The following is an 18253-nucleotide window of genomic DNA, read 5'->3' on the forward strand; positions in this document are numbered from 1 at the left end:
AAACCTACGCGAGAACGGCGCTGCGGGGCGTGGTGCCCCGGGTGCTCAGCACGAAGCCCTGCGCGTCTGCGAGCCTTCGCGTGTGACCGGTGCGCAGGCCAAGCTGTGGCTCCAGAAGCTCAGGTACTACCGCGGGGACCGACTGCCCTGGCGCGTCGCGCGGCTCCACGCCGAGCTGGCGCGGCGGGAGTGCTTCGCGAAGGGGCCGCTGTACGGCGAGGTTCTCGCGATGCTGCGCGAGGGCCGGCTGGAGCTCGGACCGCACGTGCTCTTCGAGCCCGGGGTCTGGCTGACCGGCAGCGGGACGCTCCGGATCGGGGGTGGGACCTTCCTGAACCTGGGCGTGCAGGTCGCGGCGGTCGAGCGGGTGGACATCGGGGAGCACTGCATGTTCGCCAACGGCTGCCTGATCACCGACGGCAACCACCGGTTCGACGATCTCGAGAAGCCGGTGCCGTGGCAGGGGTTCACCAGCAAGGGCCCCACGGTCATCGGCGACAACGTGTGGTGCGGGGCCAACGTCGTCGTCACCAGCGGCGTGACGGTCGGCGAGCGTTGCGTGATCGGCGCCAACAGCGTCGTCACGACAGACCTGCCGCCGTTCTCGATCGCCGCGGGCGCCCCGGCGAAGGTGCTGCGCGAGATCGAACACCCGGGCCACTGAGTCCCCTGGACGCCCCGCGAGCGGTCCCGGCGACGTCCGGTCCGGTACGTTCAGGGTTCATGGGTGCCGATGCGAACCTCGTTACCGTCAGCGGTCCCGACCGCGGCACGCTGCTGGCGAACCTCACCGTCCGCTTCGGCAAGGTCGAGGTCGTCCGCGAGCGCTCGATCGCGCTGTCGGACGGCGCCCCGGGCTGGGAGCTCACCGTCCGTCACCGAACGTTCGTGTCCGACCTGCCGCCGGTCACGGCCCCCGAGCCCGACGCCGCCACCGCCCGCGCTGACGCCGAGCGTCAGGCCGCATCCGAGCGTGCCGAGGCACAGGCGGCCGAGGCCCGGCGCCGTGAGGAGGAGCGCCAGGCAGCGCAGCGGCGCGAGGAGGCGCAGCGCGCCGAGGCCCGCGAGCGCGAGGAGGCGCAGCGGGCAGAGGCAGAGCGTGCCGCCGCGGAGAAGGCGCAGGCGCAGCGGCAGGAGGAGGCCGCCCGCCTGGCGGAGCAGGAACGGGCGGCGCGGGAGGCAGCCGAAGCCGCCGAACGGCAGCGTGCCGCGGCCGCCGCGGCCGCCGAGGCGGCACAGGCCGCCCGAGGCGAGGCCGAGACCGACGCCGCCGCCATCCTCGCGACGGCCGAGCACGAGATCGCCGAGCGCCGTGCGGCGGCCGAGCAGGAGATCGCCGACGCGTGGGCGCGGACGGAGCAGGAGCTGCGGGGTCTGCGGGCGGACGTGGAGGCCGAGGTCGCGGCGGCGCGAGCCGACGTCCAGCACCTGCGCGAGGAGGCCCAGCGCGAGACCGAGGAAGCCCGTCGGGAGGCGGCTGCGGCCCTGCCGCGAGCCAACGAGGAGGCCATGCAGCTCCTCGATGCCGCTCGCCGGGAGGCCGCGGAGATCCTGGAGGCGGCGAAGGAGCAGGCTGCGGTCGTCCTCCAGGAGACCACCGAGCAGGCCCGTCACCGGCTCGACGACGAGCTCGGGGCCGCGCGGGCCGAGCTGGAGGCGGTGCGCGAACGGGCCGCCGCCGTGCGCGACGAGGCGCAGACGCTCCGCGACGAGGCGGGTCAGGTCCGTGTCCACGCCGAGGAGCACGCTGCCGCGGAGCGCGCACGCGTCGAGCGGGAGATCGCCGCGATGCGGACCGAGGCGCAGGAGGAGCTCGCGGAGCTGCGGTCGGACGCCGAGCGCGAGACGGCAGCGATGCGCGCTGCCGCCGAGCGTGAGGTCGCCGAGCTCCGACGGCCGGCGGAGGAGCACGCCGAGGCGCTGCGCGCCCAGGTCGATGCGGAGATCGCGGCACGTCGGGACGCCGCCGAGCGCGAGCTCCGCGCCGAGCGGGACGAGCTGGAGCAGTCCCTCGCCGAACTGCGCTCGGAGGCCTCCGAGGACCGCCGTACCGCGGCGCGGGAGCTCGAGCACGCCCAGCACGAGGCCGAGCGCGTCCGGGCCGGCGCGGCCGAGGTGCTGGAGGCGGCGCGCACCGAGGCGGCTCGCCTCGTCGGTGACGCCCGTGCGGAGGCCGAGCGCTTCGAGCAGACCCGTGAGCAGCAGGCCGCCGAGCTGGAGCGTCGGGTCACCCAGGCGGCCCAGGCGCAGGCCCAGCAGGTGCTGGCGGACGCCCAGCGCACCGCGGGGGAGCTGCGCGCCCAGGCGGAGTCCGAGCTCGCCGACGCTCGGCGGGCAGCTCGGGAGACACAGCGCGAGGTGCGTCAGCAGGCGGACATGCTGCTGCGGGAGTCGGCGATCCAGGCCGAGCGGGCGGCGGCGGAGGGCGCTGCGCTCCACGACGCCGTGAAGGCCGCGACCGATCAGCTCCGGGATTTCGGCGGCGCGCTGCAGGCCGAGCTGCGACAGGCCCACAAGCGCGTCGCGGACGCGACGACGGTCGGCGCCGTCCAGGCACGTCTGCGCACGCAGGGCCCGGACCCGGACACCGCGGCGCAGGAGATCGCGGAGCGGGTCGTCAGGATCCTCGCCGGCGAGGGAGCCCCGGACGCTCCGGCAGGCCGAGAGCCCTCCGCCGAGCGGACCACCGCTCCCGCGACCCCCGCGCCGGACACGACCGGCACGTCCCCGCCCGCGCCCGAGTCGCAGGACAGCGGCGAAGAGCCCGCGCCCACACCCGTCCGCGGGCGCTACGCGGCGACCCAGCCGATGATCCGCGGGGACGGGCGCACGGGCCGCCCCCGGTGAGGGCCCGCGCCGCTCGGCGCCCGGGCTAGGTGTGCTTGATCATGACGCCCTCGAGCAGGTTCGCGACGTGCTCGGTGGCGTCGATGGCGGCCTCGAGGCCCGCGAAGATGTCCTTCCAGCGGATGACCACCATGGGGTCGACGCCGCCGTCGAACAGCGACGCCACGGCGTCCCGCGAGATGCGGTCCCCGTCGTTCTCGAGCCGGTTGACCTCGACCGTGAAGTGGCTGATGTCGCGGAACTCCCGCAGGCGCGGCATCGCGGCGGCCAGCTGCCTGCACGCCTGCAGGAGGATGTCGGCCAGTTGCTGGGCCTGCTCCATCGGGGCCTCGATCCGGTAGAGCCCGAACATGTCCGCGACCTCCTCGGTGAGGTCGACGACGTCGTCCAGGGCCGAGGCGAGCCCGAGGATGTCCTTGCCGTCGATCGGCGTCGCGGACGCGGTGTGGATCCGCCGGATGATCTCGTGGGTGATCCGGTCGCCGTCGTGCTCGCAGGCCACGATCTCGCGCAGCAGGCCCCTCGTGTCCGGCCAGTCCCGCAGCATCTGCTCCAGGAGATCCGCGGCACGCACCGCGTTACCGGCCGCCTCCTCGAAGAGGTCGAAGAACGCGCGGTCCTTGGAGCCGAAGATCGAGGAGAAGCGCGCCATCGCGGCGCCAGCCTAGCGTGCGATACCGATGTGCGGGCCCGCCCCTGCCCGTCGCCGGGCAGGGGGTGAGGCCAGGATCAGATGCGTTCGCGCAGCGCGGCCAGTTCGGCCGGGGCGATCGCGTATCCGTGCTCCGGTCCCGGGTACCGGCCGGTACGCACGTCGTCGGCGTAGGCGGCGACCCCGGCCGCCATCTCGGTGAGCAGGTCTGCGTACCGCTGGACGAACTTCGCCCCACGCCCCTCCCGGATCCCGAGGAGATCGTGGAACACGAGCACCTGCCCGTCGACGTTGGGGCCGGCACCGATCCCGATGACGGGGATCGTGAGCCGGTCGTGGATCATCTCGGCCACCGCGCTCGGGATCGCCTCGAAGACGATCGAGAAGCACCCGACCGCCTCCAGGGCCAGCGCCTCACGGGCCACCCGCTCGGCCGCGTCGGCGCTGCGGCCCTGCGCCTTGTAGCCGCCGAGCGCGGTCGCGGTCTGCGGCGTCAGGCCCACGTGTCCCATGACCGGGATGCCGGCCTGGACGATGGCCTTGGCCCGCGCCACCGACACGGGACCGCCGCCCTCGAGCTTCACCGCGTCGCAGCCGGCCTCCTTCGCGAATCGCATCGCGGTGGTGACCGCCTGCTCGTCGCTGACCTCGTAGGAGCCGAACGGCAGGTCGCCGACCAGGAACGGCGTCGTCAGGCCACGGCGCGTGGCCTTGGCCAGCATCAGGATCTCGTCGAGCGACACGGGCACCGTGGACTCGTAGCCGAGCACGGTCATGGCTCCGCTGTCGCCGACGAGCACCATGTCGACGCCGGCCTTGTCGACCGCCACTGCCGACGGGTAGTCGTAGGCCGTGACCATGACGATGGGCTCGCCCAGCGCCTGCTTCTCGAGCAGGCGCGGCAGCGTCACCGGCAGGCTCGAGGCGTCGGAGGGGACGGTGATCTGCGGGAAGGTGGACATGAGGGGGATCTCCGGTTCGCGCTGCGGCTACTTGGTCAGGAGGGTGGCGACGGCGGTGTCGACGTCGATCACGCGGTTGGTGTCCTTCTCGACGTGGACGACCGTCGGCTCGTAACGCTCGAGGTCGGCCTCGTCGTACTGCCCGTAGCTGATGACGATGATCGTGTCGCCCTTGTGGACGAGGCGGGCGGCCGCGCCGTTGACCTGCATGACACCGGACCCGCGCTCCCCGGCGATCGTGTAGGTCTCGAAGCGGGCGCCGTTGTCGACGTCCACCACGTGGACCTGCTCGTGCTCGAGGATGTTCGCGGCGTCCAGCAGGTCGGCATCGATCGTGATCGAGCCGACGTAATGCAGATCACTGTCCGAGATGGTGGCCCGGTGGATCTTGGACTTGAGCATCACGCGCTGCATGAGGGGGTTCAGCCTCTCCCGTTCGGTGTGGTGGTGATGAGAACGTTGTCGATGAGTCGGACCGCGCCCACGCGTGCGGCGACCGCGACGAGCACGTCGCCGTCGATCTCCGTGCGAGGAGCGAGGGTCTCGGGGTCGACGACCGCGAGGTACTCGGGGTCGACCGCGAAGTCGGTGAGGGTCGCGCGGGCGGCCGCGGCGACGGCATCGGCGTCGCGCTCGCCGGCGACGACCGCCTGCTCGGCGGCGCGCAGCGCGCGGGAGAGCCCGGTGGCGCGGGCGCGGTCCTCGCCGCTGAGCCGGACGTTGCGGCTCGAGCGGGCCAGGCCGTCGGGCTCGCGCACGGTGTCGCCCACGACGATGCGGACCGGCATGTCCAGGTCCCGGACCAGCCGCCGGATCACGAGCGCCTGCTGGGCGTCCTTCTGGCCGAAGAAGGCGACGTCGGGTTGCACCATGTTCAGCAGCTTGGTCACCACGGTCGTGACGCCGTGGAAGTGCGACGGGCCACGGTGGGCGCCCTCGAGCGTCGACGTGAGCGGCCCGGCGACCTCGACCGTCGTGCAGAAGCCGTCCGGGTAGACCTCCTTCACGTCGGGCGCGAACAGGATCGCGCACCCCGCCGACCGCGCAGCCTGGGCGTCCGCCGCCTCGTCCCGGGGGTAGGCGTCGAGATCGGCGCCCTCGTTGAACTGCGTGGGGTTGACGAACAGCGACATCACCACGACGTCACACGCCGCGCCGGCCTGCCGCAGCAGGGAGAGATGCCCGTCGTGCAGCGCACCCATCGTCGGGACCAGCCCGATGGAGCGGCCCGCGGCCCGCTCGGCCCGGACGAGCTCGCGCACCTCGGCGACGGTCCGGACGGTCCTCATGCCGGGACCTCCGCGGGGACCGGCGCGTCGCGGCGCTCGACCAGCGACCGGGTGGCGGCGGCCAGGACGTCGAACAGCTCCAGGAGCTCCGGCGTGCGCTCGGCGACGGTCTCGCGCTGCAGCGCGACCGTCTGCTCGTCGCCGCGCGCGATCGGACCGGTGAGCGCGCGCTCGCCGCCGTGCGCCGCCCAGTTCTCGACCGACGCCCGGACGAGCGGGACGAGCAGCTCGCGGGGGGCTCCGGTCGTGGCGAGGAGCGCCTCGGCGGCGTCCTGCACGGTGACGAGGAAGTTCGAGGCGATCGAGGCCGCCGCGTGGTAGGCGGCACGATCGTCCTCGCGGATCCGCACCGGGCGCAGTCCGAGGAGGTCGGCGAGCACCTCCGCCGTCCGCAGCGACCGGGCGGACGTCCCGTCCACCGCGGCCCCCGCGCCCGCGAAGCGCGCATCCGCGCCGCTGACCGTCATGAGGGGGTGCAGCGAGAACGCGTCGTGGCCCGCCGCGCTGACCGGCGCGAGCCCCGTGGCGCCCGAGCAGTGGCCGACGACCCGCCCGGCGACCACCGGCAGCGCCTGGGCGGCGGCGCCGATCGCCGCGTCCGGAACGCACAGGAGCACGACGTCGGCGTCGGCCGGTACGGACGCGCCGCGACCCAGGGGGCCGATCACCGGCAAGCCGGCGGACGGGAGCGCGGCGGCGAGCGCGGTGCCGACGCGGCCCGCGCCGATCACGGCGCAGCAGCGGGGGCCGTCCGAAGCGGACCCGAGGGTGGTGGATGTCTCCATGGGAGATCTCGGTCCAGTCCCCGATCACGGGGTACCGGTCGCGTGTGGTGAAGGTCTGGCGGCAGGTGCTGCTGAGGTCCGGCCCGGTGAAGGTGACGGCCTCGTCAGGGAGAGTACACCCCGTCCTCGGTTGCGCAACACCCAGCTGGACGGATCTCCTCCTGCCGGGGGCCGGAGATCACACGTTCGGGGGGCTACGATCCGGCGGTGCCGCGCAACGACGAGCGCCGAGAGGCCCTGAAGGCCTGCGCCGAGGACGCGCGTGGCTGTACGCGCTGCCCGGAGCTGGCCGCCTCCCGCACCCAGGTCGTCTTCGGAACGGGTGATCCGGACGCCGACGTGATGTTCGTCGGGGAAGCGCCCGACCGGCAGGACGATGCCCTCGGAGTCCCGCTCGCCGGCCGGTCCGGTGCGCTGCTGGACGAGATGCTGGCCGAGATCGGCCTGCGCCGTGAGGACGTGTACGTCACGGCCGCGCTGAAGTGCCGGCCCGCCGACAACCGCGATCCGGCCCCCGCGGAGCTCGAGCGATGCCGCTCCTACCTCGAGCGGCAGATCGAGCTCGTGCGACCGCGGGTCGTCTGCACGCTCGGGAACGCCGCCACCCGGCTGCTGCGCGGCGAGCCGACGCCGATCACGGCGATCCACGGGCAGCCGGAGAGCCGCGAGATCGGCGGGGTCGCCGTCCGGCTCTATCCGCTCTTCCATCCCGACGCCGCGCTCTACCGGTCCGCCGGCGTGGAGCTGCTCCGGGCCGACTTCGCGCGGCTCCCCGAGCTCCTGGCGATGCCGGTCCCCGAGCGGACACCCGCATCCCCCGACGCGGACGTGGTCCCGCCGGGGGAGGATCCGGCGCCCGGACCCGACGAGGATTCCTCGGCCGCCGCGCAGCTCGGTCTGTTCTGAGGGCTCTCAGCCGCGCCTGGCGGCGCGCAGCGCGGCGAGCCGGGCTCGCTCCGTGTCCGCCGGACGGCCGGTCAGGCGCGCGGCCAGGATGCGGGTGCTGAACGTCAAGGCCTCGAGCAGGTCGTCGCGACGTGCCGCCGCCACGCCCATACCGGCGAGCACGACGGCGCGGCGACGCCGCGCGAGCAGCTCGTAGGGCTCCCCGCCGAAGGCCGGACCGGTGCTGTGACCACCGGTGTGCCGCAGCGCGAGGTCCGGGTGCAGGACCGTACGCACTCCACGCTCGCGCGCTCGCAGACAGAGGTCGAGATCCTCGAAGAACAGGAACGCCGAGGGGTCGAACGGGCCGAGCCCCCGCAACGTCGCGGTACGCGCCGCGACGCAGGCGGCGATGGCCCAGCCGACCTCCGTGGTGCGCCCGCTGCGCCACGGCTGCGCCAGGTCCCGCAGCACGCGCGGCAGCCGCGGAGGGTGGGAGACCGCCAGCAGCGCCTGCCCGAGCGATCCGGGAAGGGGATGGGCGCTGTCCTGGACGGTCCCGTCGGCGTTCAGGAGGCGGGGCACGTGCAGGGCGTCGGCGATCGCCGCCTCGGCGACGAGCGCCGGCAGCGCGACCGGATCCAGCACCACGACATCCGGGTTCAGGAGCACCGTGACGTCGTGACGGGCGAGCGCCACCCCGGCGTTGTTGGCGGCTCCGAACCCGGGGTTGTCCGGGAGCTCGACGACCTCCGCGCCATGGGCCCGCGCCAGGTCGACGCCGGCGCCGTCGTCGTCCGATCCGCTGTCGACGCAGATCAGCTGCGGCGTGACGTCGAGGTGGCTCTCGAGCGAGCGCAGGAGCCGCCCGAGGTCGGGGGCGCTGTCGTGCAGGACGATGACGACGCTGAAGCTCATCGGCGGCCCTCCGCGGCCGCGCGAAGCACGGCGTGGGTGGCGTCGGCGGCCCGCTCCCAGGTCAGTGGCGCGACGGCGTCGGCGGCACGGGCCGCCATCCGCGCGCGTGCGTCGGGCTCGTCCGCCATCGCGAGCAGGGCGTTCGCGAGCCCGCGGACATCCCCCGGCGAGACCCGCACCACGGCGTCACCGAGCGTCTCGTCGTACACCGGGAGGTCGCTGACGATCGCGGGGGTACCGCGGACGGCCGCCTCCAGGGGCGGGAACCCGAAGCCCTCGAGCCACGAGGGCATCACGACGGCGACGGCTCCCCGGTAGAGCGCGTCGAGCGCCGCGTCGTCCACCCGCCCAGGGAGGTGGACCCCGGGGCCGCGCAGCTGCTCGGCCAGACGTCCACTCCCCGCGAAGACCAGCTCCGCGTCGAGCCCCCACGATCGGGCGAGCGCGAACGCGCCCGTGAGCACCTCCGGCGCCTTGCGCGGCTCGAGGGCGCCGACGGCGAGGAAGAACGGGCGCCCCGGTGTCGGGATGGCCGAGCCGTCCGGCGGGGTCCGCGCGCCCGCGGCGACCGGACGAGCGACTCCCGGCAGCACCACGTCGAGCGTGCCGGGCTCGAGACCGTAGCGGGCCGCGGCACGGGCGCGGGTGTGCGCGCTGTCGGCCATGAGGCGGTCCGCGCGGTGAACCAGCCGGGACGGGCGGGCGATGCGGTGCCACAGCCGCTCGTACCGCGTGAAGTCCGACGGACGCTCCTCGAACGACAGATCGTGGAGCGTCAGGACGAAGGGCACGTCCCGTCCCACGGCCAGGGGCGCCGGGGCGGGGGCCCAGACCACGTCGAGGTCCCCGCCGAGCAGACGGTCCAGACGGGGGCGTCCCGTGGCCCCCATGGTCGCGAAGAGCGCCCGCTGCGAACGGGGGCCGCGGACCCTCACGACCCCCTCCGGGACGTGGTCGTCGTCCTCACCGTGCACGAGGACGCGGTACTCGTCCTCCGGGAACCGGTGCGTCAGCGCGGCGAGGAGTTCCTGCGTATAGCGGGCGATTCCGCGGCCACCGAGCAATCCTCGTCCGTCGACTCCGACCTTCACGCCCGCACCGTAGACGCCCCTGCGGTCGCATAGACTCGCCACGGATGGAGGAACCCCGGTCCCCGCAGCGCATCGCGCTCGTGCACGACTTCCTTCTGGACGTCCGCGGCGCCGAGCGCGTCTTCTCGGTCCTGTGCGACCTCTACCCCGAGGCGGACATCTTCACCGCCGTCTACGACGAGCAGGGCACCGAGGGCCGGTTCGCGCACCGCAGGATCCACACGTCGTTCCTCCAGCGGCTCCATCCCACCGCCCGCAGCTTCCGGGCGCTCCTGCCCCTGTACCCCTACGCGATGGAGGCCATGGACCTGCGGGGCTACGACCTCGTCATCTCGAGCTCCAGCGCGTGGGCCCACGGCGTGATCCCCGACGAGGACGCCACGCACGTCTGCTACTGCCACAACCCGTTCCGCTACGCGTGGAACGCCCGCGAGGAGACGCTGCAGTCGCGCGGCGTGCTGCAGCGGACCCTGCTGTCGGCGGTGTTCCAGCGGTGGAGGCAGTGGGACTGGATCGCGGCGCAGCGGGTCGACACCTACGTGGTGAACTCCGACACGACGCGCCGTCGCGTCGCCCGCTACTGGAACCGCGACGCCGTCGTGGTCAGCCCGCCCGTGCACACCGACCGCTTCGCCCCGGCCCGACCGGGGGAGGCCTACGTGGTGCTCTCGGAGCTGATGCCCCACAAGCGGCTCGACCTGGCGATCCGCGCGTTCACGATGCTCGGTCTGCCGCTGATCGTCATCGGCAAGGGTCCCGACCTGCGCCGGCTCCGGCGCCTGGCCGGCCCGACCATCACCTTCGCCGGCCATCTCCCCGACGCCGAGGTCGCTGCCCTGCTGCCGACGGCCCGGGCGCTCGTCGTCACGGCCACCGAGGAGTTCGGCATCGCGGCGGTCGAGGCCCAAGCGGCGGGACGACCCGTCATCGCCCTCCGCGCGGGCGGTGTCCGCGAGACGGTGATCGAGGGGGAGACCGGGACGTTCTTCGACGAGGCGACGCCCGAGGCGCTCGCCGCTGCGGTCCGCGGCTTCGACGCCATGGCCGTGGATCCCGACGACTGCGTGGCGAGTGCGCGGCGGTTCGACACGCAGGTCTTCCGGGACGAGTTCGCCGCCGTGGTGGACGATGCCCTCGCCACCGAGCGTCCCGCCCTGCGGGTCCCGCGCAGACGGCGGCTCGCGCGCAACCGCGGCTCGCGTCACGAGCACGAGGCCCGGTCGACGTGAGCACCGCCGCGGTCGTCCCGGCCTGGAACGGCCGGGGCTGGCTGCCCGCGTGCCTGGCGTCGCTGTACGCGCAGGACGTTCCGTTCACCGAGATCGTGGTGGTGGACAACGGCTCGACGGACGGCACGGTGGCCTGGCTCGAACGTGAGCACCCCCGGGTCCGGGTCCTCGCGCTCGGGCGCAACACCGGATTCGCGGTCGCCGCCAACCGCGGGATCGACGCCACCGACACGGCGTACGTCGCGCTCGTCAACACCGACGTGGAACTCGAGCCCGACTGGCACCGCCGGCTGCACGGGGCGCTCAACGCAGATCCAGCGGCGGCCGCCGTCGCGTGCAAGATGCTCGACCTCGCCGACCCGCGGGTCATCTACGACACGGGCGACGTCCTGCGCCGCGACGGTGTCTGCGAGCAGCGGGGCCGCTTCCGACGCGACGACGGGCGCTACGACGAGGACGGGGAGGTGTTCGCCGCGTGTGCCGGGGCCGCCCTCTACCGCCGTGACGCCGTGCTCGCGGTCGGGGGCTTCGACGAGCGGTTCTTCGCCTATCTCGAGGATGTCGATCTGGGCCTGCGGCTGCGTCTGGCCGGCTGGCGCTGCCTGTACGTGCCGGCCGTCGCGCGGCACGCCGGCGGTGGCTCCAGCGATCAGCTCGCGCGCCCGGTGCCCGGCTGGGTGGCGCGCAACACCGTGCTGATGGTGGTGAAGGCCTGGCCGGTGCGCTGGGCCGGGCCCGTGCTCTACCGGCAGCTGGCGTGGCTGGTCCACGCGGGGCGCGGCGGAACGCTCCGCGCGCATCTCGGTGGGCTCGCCGCCGCGGTACCCCTGATCCCCGCGATGCTCAGCGCCCGACGTCGCCTCCGCGCGGGCTCCGCCCTGTCGATCGTCGACGCGGTTCCCCGGACGCCGTGGCGCGGGCCGCGGGCGGGTGGCCATCCCCGCAGCGCCGCGTAGGCTGCGCACGCCCGTGCGCCCGAACCGACGCGATCTCGTCCTGGTCCTGTTCGCCGTCGCGCTGTCCGGCTGCACGTTGCTGTGGGAGGTGGCGCCACACGACGAGGGGCTCATGCTCGCCGCCGCCGAGCGGATCGCGGACGGAGAGATGCCCTACCGCGACTTCTGGTGGAACTACGGTCCGGGCCAGGCGTACCTGCTCGGGGCGCTCAGCGCGCTGACGGGGCCGTCGTTGCTGGCATGGCGGATCGTCCGGGTGGCCGTCGACGCGACCGTGGCCGTCCTCGTGGCGCGTACGGTGGCCGATCGTGCCGGGCCCGCGCCCGGTCGCTGGCCGCTGGCGTCGGGGCTCGCCGCTGCCGCCGTCATGGCGTGGCCCACGGGGCCCGGCCCGTGGCCGCCCGCGCTCGCCCTCGCGCTCGCCGGGTTCCTCGTGGCGGATCGCCGGCCGCGGGAGGCCGGGGCCCTCGCCGGCCTGGCGGCGATCATGCGGCCGGATCTCGGCGTCCTCGCCGCGGCGGGCATGCTGATCGATCGGCCGCGGCGGTCCCTCGGTTCGGCCTTCGCCGTCGTGGTCGCGGTGGGGTACGCCCCCTTCGTCCTGCTGGCGGGCAATGAGCTCGTGGACCAGACCGTGGGGTTCGCGGGCATCCAGGATCTGCAGCGGCTGCCCTTCCCTCTGCCGCTCGGGGAGGCGTGGCCCGACCCGAACAAGCTGCTGGAGGCCGCCTTCCCGGCCCTGCTGGTCGCGGGGACGGCGGGCGTGGGGCTCTGGCTGGGGCTGCGCCGCGGGCGTGTCCCCGGCGGCGCGTGGGCCTTCCTGCCCCTCGCCGTCGGCGGGCTCGCCTACCTGCTCGCCCGCACCGACGAGTTCCACGCGGGGCCGCTCGCGCTGATGCTCGTGGTGCTCGCCGGGATCGCGGGGGCCCGGGACCGCGCGGCGGCCGTGCGCGTCGGTGCGTGCGCGCTGCTGGCCGTCATCGCCCTCCACGGCGTCGAGCGGCAGGTCGGCCGCCTGCTGCATCCCGGGGATCTCGTCGCGCTCCCAGGGCCGTCGGCGGACGGCGTCCGGGCCGACCGGGCGTTCGCCGACGGCGTGCGGCTCGTGGCTTCCGCGACCGCCGGCGTGCCGGGACCGGTGCTCGTCGCCCCCTCGCGATTCGATCAGGTGCGCTTCGGGGCGCCGCTCCTGTACGTCCTGCTGCGTCGCTCCAACCCGTCGCGGTACGACGTGATCCAGCCCGGGGTCGTCACGACCGAGGAGGTGCAGCGGGAGATCGCCGCCGATCTGCGGCGGACGCGCACGCCGTGGGTCGTCCGCTGGGTCGCGCCCCAGGCTCGCGTGCGGGAGCCCAACGGCAGCGGGCGCTCCAGCGGGGTGCGCCTGCTCGACGCCGTGATCGCCCGCGACTACCGCGAGGTCGCGCGGGACGGCAGCTTCGTCGTGCTGGCCCGACGCGAGCGGTAGGCCGGGTCCCGCGGCTCGGCGGGCTAGGCTGCGGCCCGTGGTGCCCGCCTACCGCATCGTCCGGGCCGTGCTCGCCGTCATCGCGGTCGGCGTCGTGGTGCTCGCGCTGACGCGGGGGCACGACGTGCGGTCGTGCGACGGTGCTCGGCGGGAGGCGTTCGCACTGGCGGTGGACCGCGGGGCGCCGCCGCCACTGGACGAGGGACGCGGGCTCGCCGCACGCCTGATCGCGGTGTGTCGCGGGAGCGACGGGCTGGCGCCGTCCGCCCAGGCGCTGGTCCTCGCGCGCGCGCTCGACGGCGCGGAACTGGTGGCGCAGGAGGCGATCGCCCGCGATCCCGACGCGTTCCAGGCGCACAACGCGCTGGCCTCCGTGCTGGAGGCACGCGGCGACGCCGCCGGGGCGCAGCGTGAGCGTGGGGAGGCCCGGCGGCTCAATCCGCTCGCGCCCGTGCCGCCCGCGACGCGCGTCGCACCCGACGGCTGATCCCCGGCTACGGCTTGCGGGCGTGGACGACGAGGCTGAGCCCGACCGGGAGCCGCAGGCGACGCTCGACCGGACGCCACAGCGGCAGCAGGCGCTCGTAGGCACGAAGCGATCGTGGGTCCAGGGTCGCCTCGCCGACACGGGACTTGACCATCCAGCCCAGGATGCCCAGGGCGTTGAACGCGTACAGGTCGAGGACCTCGAGCCCGGCCTCCTCGACGATCGCGCGAAGGTGCGACCGGGTGTAGCGCCGTTCGTGGCCGTACAGACGGTCCAGGCGCCCGTAGAGGCGGGGATGGGCCGGCAGGAGCAGCGTGAGCACGCCGCCGGGCGCCAGACACGCTGCCAGGGCGTCCACGGTGGCCCGCTCGTCGGCGATGTGCTCCAGCACGTTCTGGCAGAGCACGAAGTCCACGGTGCTGGCGCGCGCGCGGACCGAGGGGGCCTCGGGCAGCAGCTCGTCGGTGATCTCGCAGCGCTCGTCGCCCGCGAACCGCTCCCGCAGTCGCGAGACACAGGCCGGTTCCGGCTCCAGCAGCAGCAGCTCGTCGACGCCGTGGGCGAGCAGCCGCTCGGAGAACGTGCCGATCCCGGCGCCCACCTCGACGGCCCGTCCACGAGCGTAGGGCGCGAACTGCTCGAACATCCAGTCACCGAGCCCGCGTGCCCTGGCGAGGTTCTCCAGGTCCCACAGCTCCTGCTCGACGTCCTGGGTGCTCGTGGTGCTCATCGGCTCGTGACCCCGGCCGAGGTGGCGGGCTGGGGAGCGACGGTCCCGGTGCGACGCGGCTCGCGGAAGCGCCGCAGCAGCGGCCGCTCGACCGCGTAGTAGGACGCTGCGGCCGCGACGGTCGCCGCCACGAACGTCACGACCGTCACGACCGGGAAGCCGAAGTCGTCGACGCGTGGGCCCAGCGACGCGTTGATCTCGTTGGCCAGCGGGAGGTGCCAGAGATAGATCCCGTAGGAGATCAGCCCGATCCACGCCAGCGGACGCCAGGCCAGGAGGGTGCGGACCCAGCCGCCCCCGTCGATCCCGATCGCCGCGGGCAGCACGACCAGCACGCCGATCAGCGCGTACAGGACGTGCTCGAGGAACCAGCGCAGCGCGTCGTACTCGACGATGAACGTCGTCGGCAGGCCCACGCGGGTCGACACCACCAGGACCGCGGCCGCGCCGAGCCAGGGGAGCCAGGGTCGCTCGCCGATGGCGCGGACCCAGCGGGGACGGTCGGCGAACGGGCGGTCGGCGACGTGCGCGCTCACGACGGCCAGGAGCATGCCCAGCGCGAACCAGAGCAGGAACTGCGGCAGGAGATGGGAGTCCACGGCCCCAGGGGCGACCTCGAAGCGCCACGTCCGCAGCGCCAGGGACGCGAGGGCCAGGGCCGACAGCGCGGCGACCTCGGCACGGAACTGCTGCGCGTGCGGGCGTCCGCGCAGCCATCGGGCTCCCGCGAGGGCGAGGAACGGCAGCGAGGCGTAGAACGTGATCTCGACGTGCAGGGTCCAGGCGGGTGGGATGCCCTGCACGATCCAGCCGCCCCGCAGGTTCTGCAGGAAGCCGTAGTACACCCACCAGTCCTTGGTGAAGACGCCCGAGAGCCCGGGCCAGACCGCCAGGAGCGTCAACGCGAGCCAGTAGGCGGGCAGGATCCGCAACACGCGTCGCCGCAGGTAGCCACCGATCGCCGGACCGTCCCGGTCCGCGAGCCGAGCCATCACGTACGGGCGGTAGAGCAGGAACCCGGAGAGGACGAAGAAGATCGTCACACCGACGTTGAACCGGGCGGTGAGCGGCCCGAACACCGCGTTGGACGGGGCGAACGTCGTGAGGCCGGAGGTGTGGCTGACGAGGACGCTCGTCGCCGCGATCGCCCGGACGCCGTCGAGATGCGGGAAGCGCGGGGCTGGCACGGCGGACGCCATCGAGGGCAGAGCATAGGCGCCGGTGACCGGCGTCGGCACCGCGTAGGTTTCTGCCCGTGCAACGTCTCCGCCCGCCGACGTCCTTCCGCGGAAGGCTGCTGCTCATCGCCGGGGCGGCGCTCGTCCTCCGTGTGGCCTACGTCGCGATCGTCCGGCAGGACCTCGGCTTCGGCGACGCCTACGTCTACTGGCTCGACGCCCAGCACCTCGCCGACGGCAAGGGCTTCCAGCATCCCTTCGAGGATGCGCCGACGGCCGAGCACCCGCCGCTGCACATCGTCCTGCTCGCGGGCCTGAACCTCCTCGGGCTCGACGGCTACCAGGAGCAGAAGGTCGCCCTCGCGTTCGTCGGGAGCCTGACGGTCGTCCTGATCGCCCTGCTGGCCCGGGACGTCGCGGGGGAGAGGGTCGGCCTGATCGCCGGGGGCCTGGCCGCCGTGTACCCGAACCTCATCACCGCCGACGGCTCCCTGATGAGCGAGACCCTGTACCTCGTCTTCGTCGTCGCCGCGCTGATCGTCGCCTGGCGCTTCACCCGGCGCCCGGACCTGCGCGGTCTCGCGCTGGTGGGCGCGCTCGTGGGACTGGCCGCCCTGACCCGCGGCGAGGCGATCGCCCTGGTCCCGCTGCTGATCCTGCCGCTGGCCTGGTTCCGCGGGCCGGACCTGCGGCGGCGTGTCGCACTCGCGACGGCGGGGGTGGCGGCGTTCGTCGTCGTCCTCACGCCGTGGACCGTCCGCAACCTCACCGTCTTCGAGGAACCGGTCCTGATCTCCAGCAACGGCAACGCGGTGTTCGTGGGGGCGAACTGCGACCGCACCTACTACGGCGACCTGATCGGCTCCTGGGCGTTCAGCTGCTACGGCACCACGCCGCCCGGGGACGAGTCGCAGCGGTCCAACGCCTACCGCGAACGCGGCCTGGAGTACATGCGGGACCATCTCGGACGCCTGCCGCTGGTCGTGGCTGCTCGCGCGGGACGCGCACTGGAGGTCTACCGTCCCGGCCAGGGCGTGTTCCTGCAGGCCACCGAGGGCCGGGCGGCGTGGCCCGCGCGCCTGGGCATCGGCGCGTTCTGGGCGCTGCTGGTGCTCGCCGTGGGCGCCATCGTGCGTCTCGGGGTCCGACGGCTCGACCACTGGGTGCTCCTCGCGCCGATCGTGATGGCCACCATCACCTGTCTCACCGCCTACGGCTCGACCCGGCTGCGGATCGCGGCGGAGCCCTCGCTGGTCGTCCTGGCGGCGATCAGCCTGGACGCGCTGTGGCGTGGCGCGCGGACTCGTCGTCGGCCCGCGCGATCAGCACCGCCGCCAGCGTCAGCGCCGGCAGGGTGAGGGCGGGCATCTCCCAGTCCCAGTCCAGGCAGGCGTGGGTGAGCCAGACCGTGAGCGCGGCGCAGGCCCCGGTCGCCAACGCGGGGTCGGTGCGCTGCACGAGCCGCCCGCACCACGCCACCGAGCCCAGGAGCCCGACGAGCAGGACCAGTCCGATCACCCCGAGCTCGGCCGCCGTCTCGAACGGGAGCGAGTGGGCGTCGCGCACCCCGTCGTTGACGGTGCGTTCGCGCTGCCACTCGACGACGAACCCGGCGCTCCCGACCCCGATCACGGGGTGGTCGGCGAAGGTCGCCAGCGCGACGTCCCAGTAGCGGTCGCGGTTGGAGCCCACGTCGGTGAACCGCTGCGTCGTCGCGCCGAACGCCGGCTCCGAGCGCGAGTCGCCCGACACGAGGACCGGCAGGACCACCGCGATCGAGCAGGCGACGAGCACGGTGACGCCCACGCCCCTCTGGGGCAGCGGGAGGCGGCCGAGCCGCACGGCGCCCTCCTCCTCGTCACGGGACGCCAGCCGCGTCAGGAAGGCCGCCGCGAGACACGCGACGAGGAGCACGCCGAGGACGAGCGCGCCCTGTGCGTTGCGGTCCGCCGCACCACCCTCGAGCGCGCGGACGGCCGGCGTCAGCGCGCTGACCACCACGACCGGGCCGCCGGTCACGACGGCGATGCCGATGGCGCGCAGCTGGCTGTAGGTCGGTGAGCAGGCGAGCAGGACGAGCACGCCGCAGACCAGGGCGAGCACCGCGCCGCGCGAGAAGCTCAGGTAGACGCCCGCCGCGAGGGGTGCCGTGACCGCGGCGGCGATCACACGCTCCCCGGGGCCACGGGTACGGTCCCCGGCGACGCGCACCATCAGCACCGCGCCCATCGCCGCCAGCGCGCCCTGGGCGTTCCAGTAGGTGAGCGGCTGGTCCAGGCGTCCGCCGGCGCTCATCGAGGACGACTGCTCGACCAGCCAGGGCACCAGGCGCCCGGACAGGCCGTAGACGGTGACCAGCGCCGCTCCCGCGGCGACCGCGAGCTCGGCGGTCCGTGCGGCCCCGCGCTCCCGCCACATCGCCACCGACGCCACCAGGAACCCGGCGTACAGCAGGGAGCGCTCGAAGTCGTCACCGGCGGCGTCCTGCAGAGGAGCCCAGGCGCGGGAGAGACCGATCCACCCGGTGAGGAGCAGGAGCCCCGCGATCGCCGCGAGCGCGGCACGGCCGCGGGGGAGCGGAACCGCGGCGTACCGCGCGACTCCGAGCACCGCCAGCCAGGCGGCCGCGAGGGCCCAGAGGCGCGCGTCGTCGAAGAACCCGCCGGAGAAGAACGCGAGGACGACGGGCCCGAGGAGCAGGCCGCAGCGCAGCGCCAGGTGGGCTCGAGGGGCGGGAAGCGGCGGGTGCATCGGCCCGCGAGCGTACCCTCACGCA

18 protein-coding genes are annotated in these 18253 nt (G+C 74.3%); 8 read left to right on the forward strand and 10 right to left on the reverse strand.

What is annotated here, in order from left to right; genetic code table 11:
- Positions 1 to 82: 82 nt before the first annotated feature.
- Positions 83 to 664: a DapH/DapD/GlmU-related protein gene (locus ABYE80_RS02020; protein ID WP_372788269.1), complete on the forward strand. Its 582-nt coding sequence runs from the start codon at positions 83 to 85 to the stop codon at positions 662 to 664.
- 59 nt (positions 665 to 723) lie between these two features.
- On the forward strand, positions 724 to 2847 hold the full coding sequence (locus tag ABYE80_RS02025) for a hypothetical protein (RefSeq protein ID WP_372788270.1): 2124 nt from the start codon (positions 724 to 726) through the stop codon (positions 2845 to 2847).
- A 25-nt stretch (positions 2848 to 2872) separates the two neighbouring features.
- Here the strand turns inward: ABYE80_RS02025 and ABYE80_RS02030 are convergent, their stop codons facing one another.
- The 5 genes from ABYE80_RS02030 to ABYE80_RS02050 form a co-directional block, all read right to left on the reverse strand.
- Positions 2873 to 3499 (reverse strand): DUF47 domain-containing protein, encoded by a 627-nt coding sequence (locus ABYE80_RS02030; protein WP_372788272.1) that lies wholly within the window; start codon positions 3497 to 3499, stop codon positions 2873 to 2875.
- Between the two features lie 77 nt (positions 3500 to 3576).
- Positions 3577 to 4461, reverse strand: a complete 885-nt coding sequence (gene panB / locus ABYE80_RS02035) for a 3-methyl-2-oxobutanoate hydroxymethyltransferase (protein WP_372788273.1) — start codon at positions 4459 to 4461, stop codon at positions 3577 to 3579.
- Between the two features lie 27 nt (positions 4462 to 4488).
- Complete coding sequence (gene panD, locus ABYE80_RS02040) at positions 4489 to 4875, reverse strand: aspartate 1-decarboxylase (protein WP_372788274.1); 387 nt, start codon at positions 4873 to 4875, stop codon at positions 4489 to 4491.
- A gap of 8 nt (positions 4876 to 4883) precedes the next feature.
- Positions 4884 to 5750, reverse strand: coding sequence for a pantoate--beta-alanine ligase (gene panC, locus ABYE80_RS02045; protein WP_372788276.1), 867 nt, complete (start codon positions 5748 to 5750; stop codon positions 4884 to 4886).
- Entirely contained in the window at positions 5747 to 6535 is a 789-nt protein-coding gene (locus tag ABYE80_RS02050; protein WP_372788277.1) for a DUF2520 domain-containing protein, read from the reverse strand. Before ABYE80_RS02050 ends, panC begins: the two co-directional genes overlap by 4 nt.
- A 207-nt stretch (positions 6536 to 6742) precedes the next feature.
- Between ABYE80_RS02050 and ABYE80_RS02055 the strand changes: the two genes are divergently transcribed.
- Positions 6743 to 7441: a uracil-DNA glycosylase gene (locus tag ABYE80_RS02055; RefSeq protein ID WP_372788279.1), complete on the forward strand. Its 699-nt coding sequence runs from the start codon at positions 6743 to 6745 to the stop codon at positions 7439 to 7441.
- A 6-nt stretch (positions 7442 to 7447) separates the two neighbouring features.
- On the opposite strand, the gene ABYE80_RS02060 is transcribed toward ABYE80_RS02055, so the two are convergent.
- Together ABYE80_RS02060 and ABYE80_RS02065 are read right to left on the reverse strand one after the other, a co-directional pair.
- The gene (locus tag ABYE80_RS02060) at positions 7448 to 8338 is read right to left on the reverse strand and encodes a glycosyltransferase family 2 protein (protein WP_372788280.1); all 891 of its coding nucleotides are present in this window, start codon (positions 8336 to 8338) and stop codon (positions 7448 to 7450) included.
- On the reverse strand, positions 8335 to 9429 hold the full coding sequence (locus ABYE80_RS02065; protein ID WP_372788281.1) for a glycosyltransferase family 4 protein: 1095 nt from the start codon (positions 9427 to 9429) through the stop codon (positions 8335 to 8337). The genes ABYE80_RS02060 and ABYE80_RS02065 overlap by 4 nt, the downstream gene beginning before the upstream one ends.
- Positions 9430 to 9473: 44 nt before the next feature.
- Between ABYE80_RS02065 and ABYE80_RS02070 the strand changes: the two genes are divergently transcribed.
- The 4 genes from ABYE80_RS02070 to ABYE80_RS02085 are packed head-to-tail and all read left to right on the forward strand — an operon-like array spanning position 9474 to position 13569.
- Positions 9474 to 10658, forward strand: a complete 1185-nt coding sequence (locus ABYE80_RS02070) for a glycosyltransferase (protein ID WP_372788283.1) — start codon at positions 9474 to 9476, stop codon at positions 10656 to 10658.
- Positions 10655 to 11614, forward strand: a complete 960-nt coding sequence (locus ABYE80_RS02075; RefSeq protein ID WP_372788285.1) for a glycosyltransferase family 2 protein — start codon at positions 10655 to 10657, stop codon at positions 11612 to 11614. The genes ABYE80_RS02070 and ABYE80_RS02075 overlap by 4 nt, the downstream gene beginning before the upstream one ends.
- A 13-nt stretch (positions 11615 to 11627) precedes the next feature.
- Positions 11628 to 13082: a hypothetical protein gene (locus tag ABYE80_RS02080; RefSeq protein ID WP_372788287.1), complete on the forward strand. Its 1455-nt coding sequence runs from the start codon at positions 11628 to 11630 to the stop codon at positions 13080 to 13082.
- A 37-nt stretch (positions 13083 to 13119) separates the two neighbouring features.
- Positions 13120 to 13569: a hypothetical protein gene (locus ABYE80_RS02085; protein WP_372788288.1), complete on the forward strand. Its 450-nt coding sequence runs from the start codon at positions 13120 to 13122 to the stop codon at positions 13567 to 13569.
- A gap of 7 nt (positions 13570 to 13576) precedes the next feature.
- Here ABYE80_RS02085 and ABYE80_RS02090 read toward each other — a convergent pair whose 3' ends face one another.
- A complete protein-coding gene (locus tag ABYE80_RS02090; RefSeq protein WP_372788290.1) occupies positions 13577 to 14299 on the reverse strand; it encodes a class I SAM-dependent methyltransferase in 723 nt (240 codons plus the stop codon).
- Positions 14296 to 15498 carry an acyltransferase family protein gene (locus tag ABYE80_RS02095; protein ID WP_372788291.1) on the reverse strand — a complete coding sequence of 401 codons (1203 nt, stop codon included), beginning with the start codon at positions 15496 to 15498 and terminating at the stop codon, positions 14296 to 14298. The genes ABYE80_RS02090 and ABYE80_RS02095 overlap by 4 nt, the downstream gene beginning before the upstream one ends.
- 56 nt (positions 15499 to 15554) lie before the next feature.
- Between ABYE80_RS02095 and ABYE80_RS02100 the strand changes: the two genes are divergently transcribed.
- Positions 15555 to 16835, forward strand: a complete 1281-nt coding sequence (locus ABYE80_RS02100) for an ArnT family glycosyltransferase (protein ID WP_372788293.1) — start codon at positions 15555 to 15557, stop codon at positions 16833 to 16835.
- On the opposite strand, the gene ABYE80_RS02105 is transcribed toward ABYE80_RS02100, so the two are convergent.
- A complete protein-coding gene (locus tag ABYE80_RS02105; protein WP_372788294.1) occupies positions 16747 to 18228 on the reverse strand; it encodes an O-antigen ligase family protein in 1482 nt (493 codons plus the stop codon). The two genes, ABYE80_RS02100 and ABYE80_RS02105, sit on opposite strands and share 89 nt — an antisense overlap.
- Between the last annotated feature and the right edge of the window lie 25 nt (positions 18229 to 18253).

The sequence above is a fragment of the Paraconexibacter sp. genome (assembly GCF_041602235.1).
Lineage (GTDB): Bacteria > Actinomycetota > Thermoleophilia > Solirubrobacterales > Solirubrobacteraceae > Paraconexibacter.

Bases quoted from the DNA above. Each gene is read 5' to 3' on its own strand.
- ABYE80_RS02025 (WP_372788270.1), top strand. From the start codon at position 724: ATGGGTGCCGATGCGAACCTCGTTACCGTCAGCGGTCCCGACCGCGGC.
- ABYE80_RS02030 (WP_372788272.1), bottom strand. From the start codon at position 3,499: ATGGCGCGCTTCTCCTCGATCTTCGGCTCCAAGGACCGCGCGTTCTTC.
- panB (WP_372788273.1), bottom strand. From the start codon at position 4,461: ATGTCCACCTTCCCGCAGATCACCGTCCCCTCCGACGCCTCGAGCCTG.
- panD (WP_372788274.1), bottom strand. From the start codon at position 4,875: ATGCAGCGCGTGATGCTCAAGTCCAAGATCCACCGGGCCACCATCTCG.
- panC (WP_372788276.1), bottom strand. From the start codon at position 5,750: ATGAGGACCGTCCGGACCGTCGCCGAGGTGCGCGAGCTCGTCCGGGCC.
- ABYE80_RS02050 (WP_372788277.1), bottom strand. From the start codon at position 6,535: ATGGAGACATCCACCACCCTCGGGTCCGCTTCGGACGGCCCCCGCTGC.
- ABYE80_RS02060 (WP_372788280.1), bottom strand. From the start codon at position 8,338: ATGAGCTTCAGCGTCGTCATCGTCCTGCACGACAGCGCCCCCGACCTC.
- ABYE80_RS02070 (WP_372788283.1), top strand. From the start codon at position 9,474: ATGGAGGAACCCCGGTCCCCGCAGCGCATCGCGCTCGTGCACGACTTC.
- ABYE80_RS02090 (WP_372788290.1), bottom strand. From the start codon at position 14,299: ATGAGCACCACGAGCACCCAGGACGTCGAGCAGGAGCTGTGGGACCTG.
- ABYE80_RS02095 (WP_372788291.1), bottom strand. From the start codon at position 15,498: ATGGCGTCCGCCGTGCCAGCCCCGCGCTTCCCGCATCTCGACGGCGTC.
- ABYE80_RS02105 (WP_372788294.1), bottom strand. From the start codon at position 18,228: ATGCACCCGCCGCTTCCCGCCCCTCGAGCCCACCTGGCGCTGCGCTGC.